The organism is Rhodococcus sp. RCBS9 (assembly GCF_029457415.1).
Lineage (GTDB): Bacteria > Actinomycetota > Actinomycetes > Mycobacteriales > Mycobacteriaceae > Rhodococcus_F > Rhodococcus_F qingshengii.
On sequence record NZ_CP120422.1, the window covers coordinates 3,768,644 to 3,779,441 of the forward strand.

At 65.2% G+C, this 10,798-nt stretch carries 9 protein-coding genes; 2 read left to right on the forward strand and 7 right to left on the reverse strand.

Going from position 1 to position 10,798, the window contains the following annotated elements; genetic code table 11:
- Positions 1–2 precede the first annotated feature (2 nt).
- From P0M12_RS17675 to P0M12_RS17690, 4 genes are all read right to left on the reverse strand, one after another.
- A complete protein-coding gene (locus tag P0M12_RS17675; protein WP_007734519.1) occupies positions 3–1,172 on the reverse strand; it encodes a hypothetical protein in 1,170 nt (389 codons plus the stop codon).
- A 1-nt stretch (position 1,173) separates the two neighbouring features.
- Positions 1,174–2,361: a phosphotransferase family protein gene (locus P0M12_RS17680; protein ID WP_277376638.1), complete on the reverse strand. Its 1,188-nt coding sequence runs from the start codon at positions 2,359–2,361 to the stop codon at positions 1,174–1,176.
- Between the two features lie 139 nt (positions 2,362–2,500).
- Positions 2,501–3,388, reverse strand: coding sequence for an ROK family protein (locus tag P0M12_RS17685; RefSeq protein WP_277376639.1), 888 nt, complete (start codon positions 3,386–3,388; stop codon positions 2,501–2,503).
- Positions 3,389–3,392: 4 nt separating this feature from the next.
- Positions 3,393–4,163: a class I SAM-dependent methyltransferase gene (locus P0M12_RS17690; protein ID WP_003945692.1), complete on the reverse strand. Its 771-nt coding sequence runs from the start codon at positions 4,161–4,163 to the stop codon at positions 3,393–3,395.
- Positions 4,164–4,336: 173 nt separating this feature from the next.
- Here P0M12_RS17690 and P0M12_RS17695 point away from each other — a divergent pair, with 173 nt between their 5' ends.
- Positions 4,337–5,551: a glycosyltransferase family 4 protein gene (locus tag P0M12_RS17695; RefSeq protein WP_007734528.1), complete on the forward strand. Its 1,215-nt coding sequence runs from the start codon at positions 4,337–4,339 to the stop codon at positions 5,549–5,551.
- Here P0M12_RS17695 and P0M12_RS17700 read toward each other — a convergent pair.
- Positions 5,498–7,237 (reverse strand): hypothetical protein, encoded by a 1,740-nt coding sequence (locus P0M12_RS17700; RefSeq protein WP_277376641.1) that lies wholly within the window; start codon positions 7,235–7,237, stop codon positions 5,498–5,500. The genes P0M12_RS17695 and P0M12_RS17700 overlap by 54 nt on opposite strands.
- Positions 7,238–7,270: 33 nt before the next feature.
- On the opposite strand from P0M12_RS17700, the gene P0M12_RS17705 reads away from it, so the two are divergent.
- Entirely contained in the window at positions 7,271–8,497 is a 1,227-nt protein-coding gene (locus P0M12_RS17705; RefSeq protein WP_277376642.1) for a polysaccharide biosynthesis protein, read from the forward strand.
- On the opposite strand, the gene P0M12_RS17710 is transcribed toward P0M12_RS17705, so the two are convergent.
- Both P0M12_RS17710 and P0M12_RS17715 read right to left on the reverse strand, forming a co-directional pair.
- Positions 8,478–9,434 (reverse strand): ABC transporter substrate-binding protein, encoded by a 957-nt coding sequence (locus tag P0M12_RS17710; RefSeq protein ID WP_277376643.1) that lies wholly within the window; start codon positions 9,432–9,434, stop codon positions 8,478–8,480. The two genes, P0M12_RS17705 and P0M12_RS17710, sit on opposite strands and share 20 nt — an antisense overlap.
- A gap of 169 nt (positions 9,435–9,603) precedes the next feature.
- A complete protein-coding gene (locus P0M12_RS17715) occupies positions 9,604–10,737 on the reverse strand; it encodes a DUF3068 domain-containing protein (RefSeq protein WP_007734539.1) in 1,134 nt (377 codons plus the stop codon).
- Between the last annotated feature and the right edge of the window lie 61 nt (positions 10,738–10,798).

Consider the following 10,798-nt stretch of genomic DNA (forward strand, 5'->3'; position numbering starts at 1 on the left):
ATTCATTCCTCGGTGTTGTCGGTCGCCGCGAGGGCATACGCGTCGTCTGCCTGTGCGGTGTCGGTGAAACTGGTGAATCCGTATTTCTCGTGCGGTCCGATGGCGGCTACCTCGAAAAGACCGGTGCCGGTGTTGGTGTTCGTGCCTTCGGTGAGCGTGAAGGACGCGAGGTTGTCGACGGGGGAGAACATGCGTTGGAACGGTTCGATCTCGTGGACCTTGTGGCGGAGCCCTTGTACGACGAGTTCGCCCTGCCACATTCCGTGACGCCAGTCCTGTTCGAGCCCGTAGCCGGTGCCGATTCCGATGTAGTTGGCCAGCAGCAGTTCGCAGGCGACGGTGAGGACTTCACCGCCTGGCCGGTGGAAGGTGATGGTCGCTCCGGTGACGTCGCGGGTGTCGGGGCAGAACGTCAGCTCGTGTTCGGGCCGGCCGAGCCATTCGTTGTCCCTGGCTTCGTCCGGCCACACTCGCATGGCTTCTTCGACGATGCGCCTGCCCTGCTCGTCTTCCTGCATGATCACCGAGATCGTGAACTCGTCGAACTGCATGACCGCGTAGATCCAGAAGAAGTTCTGGATTCCGTCGACGGCGCGTCTGCCTTGCGGTTCGGCTTCACCGACCGGACGCACACCCCACGAGCGGTCGCGGTTCCCCCGCCACGTGTTCGGCTCGATCGCGAAATCCTCCCCGTCGACGGTGAGCGATCCGGTCCAGGTTCCGGTCTGCAGGAAGCGTGAGGTGTCGAACGTGACTCGTTCGAGTTGACGGCGAAAGTGCTTGGGCTCGAGCGCCGCCGGGATGGTGGCGTCGAAGGTGATGTCGAAGGAGAGATCGTATTCGCTGCCTGGTTCGAGGACGACGCGGAGCTTCTGCAGTCCTTCGAGCACTTCGATGCGCAAAGGTCCGACGGTGGTGTCGGTGCGGTCGGCGCCCAGAGCCTTCGACATACGAGCAACGATGTGGTCGTCACCGCGGCGCAGTACCGCGAAGGCGTCCATGACGCCGAGGTTGGGGTACTGGCCGAGTCCGACGATGAGGAACACGTCGGGGGATTCGGTGGGGTAGCAGTTGAAGTAGTAGCGGTCGTAGAAGTTCCGATCCGAGGTGGCTACGTGACGGATCGGTTCGGCGATCTGGTGAACGGGGTAGTCGTCCATCGGTGAGAGCATGTCAGGCCAACCTCTCCCAGTAGGTACCGTCCAGCATGGCGGCCAGCGAAGCGCGGTGCATGATCATGTCGTCGGGGTCTTCGGGTCGCTGTGACTGGCCGAAAGCTATGGCACGGGCCTGGATTCGCCACATGATCACCGCCTGGCGAAGTGCAGCGTACGTAACGTAGAACTCCAGATCGTGTGGGGTGTGGCCGGTGATCTCGGCGTAGGTCTGCGCGAGATCCGGCAGTCGAAGGAAGTCGGGAAGGCCGGGTAGGTTCGCAAGTCCGGCGATGTCCTCGAAGAACCTGTGCAGGAATGCCATCCAGCCCAGATCCATCTCCCGCGGGCCGAGAGTTGCCATTTCCCAGTCCAGTACGGCTACCGGCGCGAAGTCCTGGTACATGACGTTGCCGATGCGCGAGTCGCCCCAACAGAGCACTGCCGGCGAATCGTCCGCGGGATTGTTCTCCTCGATCCAGTCGAGGGCACGTTCGATGAGCGGTGATCTGATCCCGTCGGAGACCACCCACTCGTAGTACGCGCGCTGCTCGGCGATGTGCGCCGTGAATGCTTCTCGTGCAGTCGTTCCCGAATTCGGGAGTCGGAGGAAGTCGAAACGCTCACCAGGTTTGTCGATGGCATGCAACTGAGCCAGGACGTCGACCGAGCTGCGCTGCAGGGTCTTTCGCTGCTCGGGTGACGCTTCGGTGACCCACGATCCGAAGTTGTACGGCATGACGTCCGGTGGCACGTTGCCTGAGATGCGTTCCATCACGAAGAACGGCGCACCCAACGCGTCCGGGTCGGATTCTGACCAGTACACCGCGGGTACGGGCACTGCCGAGTGCTCGCGCACCTGAGCCATGGTGCGGAACTGGGATTCGAGGTCGTAGGCAGGAAAGACCGGCATGGTCGATTCCGTCGGCGCCACCCGAGCGACCAAGGGATGATGTTCGCCGTCCCAGGTGGCGTCGAAGAGGATGGTTTCGCTGGACATGCCGTTGGCTGCGGGCAAAGTGACGTCGGCGACGGTCACAGTGGATCCACTCGGCACCTTGCCGGCCATCCACCGTTCCAGGCGCTCACGGAGGTCTTCGGTGTCGCGGAGGGAATCGCTTGGTCGGGCGACCTGGGCGTGATGCTCGGTTTCATCGGTCGAAGAAGCAGTCGAGGCAACGTCAGATGAGGAAGCGTCTGGGCTCACGGTCACCTCCTTCCCGTAGGCGTCACGTGCAATGCCCGTAACGGTGTGAGTCAGAACACTAAAACACGTTACAGAAATTGGGAACAGGTGGCACCCGTTTAGTGGGACTCCCTGCGGATTTATCGGGGAAGAACGCGTGTCAGATAACGGCGGTGAGCGCGAGCAAGCCCGCACCGGTCAGAGTTCCGGCGCCACCCAGCTCGGCGGGAACGATCCGGAGCCCGGCGACGAACGACAAACGGGCATGTCGGGCAGCCGCGTCGAGCATCGGTTCCCACAGCGGTGTACCCGACTGGGCGAAACCGCCGCCGATCACCGCGAGGTCCACGTCCAGGAGGGCAGCCGCCGAGGCGATGGCACCACCGAGCGCCGTGCCTGCACGGTGAAGCGCGTCCACGGCGATCGCGTCGCCGCTGCGTGCACCCTCGGCTAGTTCACGGCCGGTGTTTCCCGACCAGCCCTGGCTACGAGCCCATCGCACCGCGGACGGTCCACTGGCCACCGTCTCGAGGCAGCCGACGCCCCCGCAGCTGCACGGTTCGGAAGATCCTGGAACGACGAGGTGGCCGATGTGACCGGCGTTCCCCGTGCGACCCCGAGCAATCTCACCGCCGAGAACGATTCCTCCGCCGATTCCCGTCGAGACGACCAGGCTCAGGAGGTTCGGGGTTCCGCGTCCGGCGCCGTGGTGGAACTCCGCCAATGCCGCTGCGGCTCCGTCCATGGCGAGGGCGGTTCCGGCATCGGGAAAGACGCTGCGGACGCCCGCTACGAGCTCGAATCCCTGTGCCCACTCGGTGATGTTGATGGGAGCGACAACGCCGGCGACGGTGTCCACCGGCCCGGCGCACGCGATGCCGACACCGTCGACCTCTCGGCCGTCTGCGACTCGTTCGAGCAGCGCCGCACACGCTCTCCACGGGTCGGTCTGCGGCGTCGGCACGCTGTCGAACACGGGAACGCGGCCGTCCTCGGACACGACCCCGGCAGCCATCTTGGTACCACCGATGTCGACTGCGAGGCGCATGTCGCTATCGCTTTTCGAGAACCACGACGAGGTTGCTCACCAGGAACTCCCGCAGACCGGGGACTCGGACCATCCACCACGCCCACGACGGGTGGTAGCGCGGGATCGCGGCGAGCAACGTGCCCTGGCTGGTTCCACGGGCCCAGCGTAAGCCGTCCGTGGCGCCGACTTTGAACAACGACACCCCGAATCTGTTCTTCGGTTCGCGCCCGGTCTTGCGGAGGTACCGCTTGGCTGCGTACTCGCCGCCCAGCGCGTGCCACGGTCCGGTTTCGTGGCCGCCGAACGGACCCCACCACAGGGTGTACGAGAGAACCATCAAGCCGCCGGGCTTGGTCACGCGCAGCATTTCCTCGGCCATCAGCCAGGGCTCGCTGACGTGTTCGGCCACGTTGGAGGAGAAGCAGATGTCCACGGACGAGTCCAGGAACGGCAGTGCCAAACCGGATCCACGCACCGCGCCGCCCACGGTCAGACCCGCAGCATGCATCTCCGACGGATCGGGTTCGACGGGAATGTAGCGGGCACCTGCGGCTTGAAAGACCTCCGCGAAATAGCCCGGACCACCGCCGACGTCGAGGACGGTGAGACCGTCGAGGGATCGTCCGGTGTGACCTTCGTGCAGGTCCGAGATCAATTCGACGGAGTCGCGCGCGAGCGCGCCGTAGAAGATGTCGGGCGCGGACTGCTCGTGGCGGAAGTCGCTGAGCAGGCCGAACGAGCGTTTCAGGGTTGCCCGTCGGCCGAAAATGCGGGTCACTGCGGGCTTGGTCACGGGTAGCAACTTTAGCCACTGGGGCACCCGGTCCACGAACACCGTCAGGAGCGCGGCAATACCGACGCTCGAACAGTTAGGGTGTTCGGCAGGGTTACCGGCCGGTCAGGCGGGGCATCCCGCAGGATCGCCCGAACCGGGGTGGCCACCGACCAACTCAGGGAGTAACGCACGTGCGCGAGGTTCTGTTGCTCTGCTGGCGCGATACCGGGCATCCCCAGGGCGGTGGAAGCGAGCGTTACCTCGAGCAGGTCGGATCCCAGTTGGCCGAGCGCGGTATCAAGGTGACGCTGCGGACGGCGTCGTATCCCGGGGCGCCCGCGTCGGAGGTTCGAGACGGCATCACGATCAGCCGGGCCGGTGGACGTTTCAGCGTGTACCCCCGCGCTCTGGCCGCCATTGCCGCCGGACGTCTGGGTTTCGGATCGCTCAAGGGCATTCGCCCCGACGCGGTGATCGACACTCAGAACGGCATCCCCTTCTTCTCCAAGACCGTGGCGGGTGCGCCGGTCACGCTTCTGGTCCATCACTGCCATCGTGAACAGTGGCCGGTGGCAGGCAAGCTCGTCGGTCGGATCGGCTGGTGGGTCGAATCGCGATTGTCACCGCGCACCCATCGACGTAGTCAGTATCTGACGGTGTCGCTTCCCTCAGCGGAAGAATTGGTAGATCTCGGTGTCGAGCGCGAACGAATTGCCGTGGTGCGCAACGGTGCCGATCGGCTCCCCGTCGGCGTCGACGCGGGCGGATCGATCACCAGGGCCGAGCGTCCCACCATCTCGGTTCTCTCACGGCTGGTGCCGCACAAGCAGATCGAGGACGCACTCGAAGCGGTCGCAGCCCTGCGGCCTACGCTTCCGGACATCCATCTCGACGTCATCGGTGGTGGTTGGTGGGAGCAGAACCTGCGCGATCGCGCCGCCGAGTTGGGGATCGGTGACGCCGTCTCGTTCTACGGCCACGTCGACGAGGCTCGCAAACACGAACTGCTGGCGCAATCGTGGATCCACCTCATGCCTTCGCGGAAGGAAGGGTGGGGCCTGGCGGTCATCGAGGCTGCGCAGCACGGTGTTCCGACGATCGGTTACCGCAGTTCGAAGGGTCTGACCGACTCGATCGTCGACGGAGTGACGGGCCTTCTGGTCGGGGGCGAGAATGCCGGCGACGGCGACATCGCCGATCTGACGCAGGCTGCCGGCACTCTGCTCCGCGACCACGAACTTCGCATGGTGCTCGGTGAGAAAGCTCGGGTGTGGTCCGGTGAGTTCTCCTGGGAGCAGACCGGCACCGGAGTGCTCGAGGTGCTGACCGCGCACAAGGACGGTCGGTGGGTCTCAGGACTGGCCGCGCCGCGCGAGTCGAATTCGGTTCTGGTTCAGTCCGACTGAGATCAGCGCGATCGCACCCATCAGTACCCACGCGAGATGCGCAGCGATGACGGCAGTTCGGGCACTGGTCGAGGCTTCCTGCGTGGCAATGTCTCCCGGTACTCGGAATAGCGCGAGATCGTTGTCGGCGAAGACCTGTTCCAAGCCGTCGAGCGTGGTTGCCGAGTTGCCGAGTTGACCTGGTGTCCCGCGCTCGATCAGTACCCATCCGACTCCGAGATCGGCCAACTGCGTAGGACTTCCGCCGGCCAGCAGTAGGTCCTCGACCCGAGTGGCCCGGGTTCCTTCACCGCCGACAGCACCACCGGCAACCACCAGTTGGCCGGTCTGCAGCACGTCGAGGGGTAGGAAGCGTGGTGCTGGATCGAGTACCGGCGCATCACCGCTGTAGGGGAAGGCGCGGAACATCCCGGCGGGAAGCACTGCAACGTCACCGGTTTCGTCTCGTAGTTGCTCGGCCACCACGGTCCAGGACCCGGGATAGTGCACGGGCTTCAACGCGCCGCCGACACCCCACACCAGATCCGGTAGCGCCACGATCGTCACCACGACGGCGGCGATCGAGAATGTCGGGCGGGGAAGGGAGAACCGATTGCCTGCCCACATCACCGCGGCGGCGGCAGCGAGTGCGTAGAACGGTACGGCCAGCGCGACCCACTTCTGGGCGTCACGCAGTAGACCGGCGCCGGTGAACACCTCGACCGACCATCGGCCGACGTCGAGCCCCCACGGAGTAGCGCCCAGGGTCGGAGCGAGCACCGCGAACAGGGCCAGCGCGCCGAGTCCACTGACAACGGGGTTCCGGCGTCGGCGCCACAGAGCGGGCATACCGGCAAACACCACGACAAGCAGAAGAACTGTTCCCACCAATGCGAAGAGTGTTGTGCGCGTGGACGGTACCGCTGCCGAGTTCCAGATACCGCCGAGACCGGCGAGGCTGCCGAGCGTCGCGAGTCCCGGTTCTGCTCGGGCGGCAAAGGCGGCGACTCCCGCCGGATCGGAACCGTCGCCTGCTGCTCCGGATACGAAGGTGGCTACCAACCACGGCGAGGCGGCGACGAGGAACAGTCCGATAGTGCCGCAGACACGCCGCATGGCCGAGGTTCGGCCTCCGGGGGTGGCAACTACCACCAGTGCGGCCGTCAGAGCGAGCAGAGCGCCGGTAGGTGTCAGGCCCGCGAATGCCAGTGACGCGGCCAACGCCCACCAGGACCCGGGCGTGGCTCGGCGAACTCCGATTCCGGCACACACGATCCACGGCAGTGCGGCATATCCGGTCAGCAGGCTCCAATGTCCTTGCAACAGGCGCTCGGCCACGTAGGGGTTCCAGAGCATCACCGTCGACGCGACGAGTTGTGGACCGACACCGGCCGTCGGCAGTAGGACGGCGACCATGCGTGCCGCACCCCAACCGGCGAGCCAGAGCGCCACGAGCAGGATGAACTTGACCACCAGTCCGCCGTCGATCACGGTGCTCAACGCTGCGATCAGCGCGTCCTGGGGAACGGCGCGGGCCGCGGCATCGGTGAGTCCGAGAGCGGAGTCGGTCAGGTACGAGCGCGGCGTGCTGACGGCGTCGCGCAGCAGGAGGTAGCCGGGGCCGAGCAGCGGTCCGAGGATCAACAGTGCCAGCGCCAGGCTGTACGCCGCAGGCAGGTAACGGCGGTATCCGGCTTGCACTGTCATGACGCGCACGATACGTGGTGCATCATTACTGCCATGCCTCGCCAACCACTCGATCGCGCCGCCGCGGCCGGGGTCGGCATGGTTTTGGTGGGATCGATGACGGCCAATGTCGCGTCGTACCTGTTGGCCTGGTTGGCCAGCCGATGGTTGGGTCCGGTCGGCTACGGCGAGTTCGCGAGTCTGCTTGCCGCCCAGTTGGTACTTGCGGTTCCGGCTTTGGCGTTGCAGACGGTGGTCGCCCGCGAGGCGGTGCGTGGCAAGAGCACAGATGCGTTGCGGTCGTTGGGGTATCGATGCACCGCGATCGTCGCCGTCCTCGCGGTGGCGCTCACTCCGGCGATGGCGTGGCTGCTCGACACCGGAATCGTGGCGTCGTTCTCGGCATTGGTGACTGCGCCCATGTTGGTTCTGCTGGCCACGGAGCAGGGGTTGTTGCAAGGACACGGTCGATTCGGCACTCTCAGCGCCGTACTGGCAGGGGCCGGGGTGATGAAAGTCCTTCCGGCAGTGATCGTTCTGGCTTTCGGCGGCGGAGCAGGCGCGGCATTGGTCGCGGGCGCGGCCGGAACTGCGTTGCTGGTGGCGATAGTTCGAGTGGTCGACCGAACCGTCTCGGTGAGCGAGGACCGTCCGGTGCGTACCGGCGTCGTCTCCGTGCTCGCGGCGTCTCAGGTTCAGCTCGCGCTGATCGCGTTGTCTTCGCTGGACCTGCTGATCGTCCGTGTCGTTCTCAGCGAATACGACGCCGGTGTCTACGCACTCGGCGCCGTCGCGACGAAGGTGGCGTTCTGGCTGCCACAGGCAGTGGGCGTCGTGCTGTACCCGAAGATGGCGAACCCGGCGCACTCGGCGCAGGCGGTTCGCTCGGCGTTGGCGGTGCTCGTCGGTATCGGCGCCGTCCTGGTTCTGGGGGCCGCGGTTGCCGGCCCGCTGGTGCCGATGCTCGTGGGCGACGCGTACGCCGCCGTGGCTCCGATGCTGTGGGCCTTCGCTCTGCACGGTGCAGCGTTGGCGGTACTCCAGGGTGCTTTGCTGTCCGCAATCGCGTCAGAACGCACGCGAGTGGCCCTTTTGGCGTGGGCAGGACTGGCCGTGGAGGCGACGGTGATGCTGGTGTGGGCGAAGACGCCGGGAGAGTTGATCGGCGTCGCCGTGGTGGTTGCGTCGACGACGGCGTTGGCGGTGTCCGTCGCCGCAGTGCGAAGTGCCGACCGCGCCCGGCCGGCACCTCACACCGGCGTCAGTTCTCCAGACGCGTGAACAAATCGTCGAAGTAGTCGAGCGTACGCATCGCGGTGTAGACGGATCCGTAGTTGATGTTCCCACCCGTGTAGACGACGTTGTCGCCTTGTACTGCGCGGATACGGTTCCACATCGCGCGGTCGTCGCTGACGGGATCCACGCCGGGCGGGGTGGTGACGATCATTCCGTCGGCCGAGTCGAGGGCAGTCACGAGGTTTTCGGTAGAGATCTCCTTCTGTCCCTCGACCGGCCACTGGAGCTGGACGCCGAGGTCTTCGGCCACCTGTGTGGAGATGCCCTTGCGGTTGACGCCGTTGACCTTCTGATTCACGTAGTTCAGCAGCACGATCTGCTTGCTCGCCAAGCTCGGGGCGTGGCGTTCCTTCAATCCGGCTGCCTTGTCCTCGTACGCTCCGATGACCTGACGGACGTCGGGGTTCTCGGTGCGATTCAGCCAACTCGCCAGCTGATCGATGTTCTCGCGCCACGGGCGCGTGAAGTCCATCGGAAGCACAGGCGCTGTCTGGCTCAACTGCTGTAGCGGCCACATGTCGGAGGCCTCACCGATGTCGGTGCAGATGATCAGGTCCGGTTCCAGCGCGAGAATTGCCTCGACGTTGACCGGTGCCTCGAACACCTGTGCCGTGGGATCGGCCGGAACCCACGGCTCGGCGGCGTCGAAGCTGTACGCGATGACCGGCAGGCCCATCGCAACGGCTGGTTCGAGGTCGAGTCTGGAGTCGATGGCGACGACGCGCTTCGGGGTGACCGGAATGTCGTAGGTTCCGAGCGAGGTCGTGACCGTGCGCATCCCGGCCGAATCGCCCTCGGTACCGGCGGACGTCGCGCAACCGGCGGCGAACAGCCCGGAGAATGCAGCCGTGCCGACAACAAACCTCCGTCGCGTCAGATCGCTGACACGGATGTGCGAACCCAGAACTGTTGATGCGGGCATGTGGCTCCTCGTGTTCGGGGTGGTCTGGACTTCCAGAAAACGCTAAGCCCGCAACCACGCGGAGGGAACGACCCGTTGCGCCAATCCGTACGCCGATCCGGCAACAAAGCCCCGAAACGCAGCAGAGCGCCCCTTCCGTGTGGAAGGGGCGCTCTGCTTACTGTCTGAATCAGTCCTTGCGCAGATCCGGACGCGGAATCACCTGAGTGTCGTCCGAGGTCCAGTCGTGCTCACCCGGAGCCGGCTCGGGCGAGCCCTGGCCGCTGGGATTCTGGTTCGTTCCGCCGTGTGCAGCGCGGGCCGGAGTTCCGCCCTTGCCGCCGCGAATGCCGAGGAAGATACCGGCGATCAGCGCGATGACGCCGAGCACACCTGCCACGATCGGGACTGTGCGGCCGAACAGCGAGAGCTTGTCCATGCCGTCACGTGCCTGCTGGACCTGGTACTCGATGGTTGCTTCGTCGAAGGGCAGCGTGACCTTGAGAACCTCGACGTCGACCGAGTCCTTGTTGCGTCCGTAGTACTGGTGCAACTGCTCCTGGCCCTTGACGACGACGCCGGTCTTGGGCTCGACCCACAGGTCACGGACGTTGGTGTACCAACGCGTCATCGTGATCGGAGTAGCGCCACCGGGAACGCCCCAGGTGTCGGCGGGCAGGCTCAGCTTGTTGGTGGGGGAGTTGACGACCTTCGACAGGTCGACGGGATCGATCGTCTGCTGGAAGTGGTACACCTTCAGCCCGTTGATCTCGGTCTCTTCGACGAAGTCGATGTCCTTCGTGGCGCGAGCGTTCAGGTCGAAGTAGGGGTAGCTCTTCTGTTCCGTGTTGAACGGGAACTTGTACTGCAGACCGTCGCGGGAAACTTCTTCGGCGGGCTGGTCGCTGGACGTCTGGACGGTTCCGACCGGATCGTTGGTCGGCATCGAGCTGACGCGATCGAGCGTGACGCGGTCCAGGGTTGCGGTCAGCAGTCCGGTGTCACCCTGCTTGTCGGTACGACGGACGGTCTGGCCGGCTTCGACGGTGATGATGTCGGCGTCGGACGGGTCCTGCGTGGTGACGTAGCGCTGAGCGACGATCGGCACGTTGGTGTCGACCTGTGCCTTTCCGCCGAGGAGGGCCGCCGAGTTGAGGACGCTACCGGTGCCTGTGGCGACAGTGGTCACCTCGAGGTCGAGTGGCGTCTTCTCCAGCTTGCCTACCGTGTAGGTAGGAATGAGGATGGCGATGGCCAAAAGGAAGGCACCGAGGCCCACCAGAATGCAAGGAAGTATCCGGCTCGGCCCTGAGCGTTCCGCCATGCTGTGACTCCTAACCCGTTAAGTCTTTCGAGGTTCCCCAACCGGCACAATATGAGCTGCG

What these genes read in the sequence shown, in the direction of transcription:
- P0M12_RS17675 (WP_007734519.1), bottom strand. Translation starts at nt 1,172, where the DNA reads ATGCTCTCACCGATGGACGACTACCCCGTTCACCAGATCGCCGAACCG.
- P0M12_RS17685 (WP_277376639.1), bottom strand. Translation starts at nt 3,388, where the DNA reads ATGCGCCTCGCAGTCGACATCGGTGGTACCAAGATGGCTGCCGGGGTC.
- P0M12_RS17700 (WP_277376641.1), bottom strand. Translation starts at nt 7,237, where the DNA reads ATGACAGTGCAAGCCGGATACCGCCGTTACCTGCCTGCGGCGTACAGC.
- P0M12_RS17705 (WP_277376642.1), top strand. Translation starts at nt 7,271, where the DNA reads ATGCCTCGCCAACCACTCGATCGCGCCGCCGCGGCCGGGGTCGGCATG.
- P0M12_RS17710 (WP_277376643.1), bottom strand. Translation starts at nt 9,434, where the DNA reads ATGCCCGCATCAACAGTTCTGGGTTCGCACATCCGTGTCAGCGATCTG.
- P0M12_RS17715 (WP_007734539.1), bottom strand. Translation starts at nt 10,737, where the DNA reads ATGGCGGAACGCTCAGGGCCGAGCCGGATACTTCCTTGCATTCTGGTG.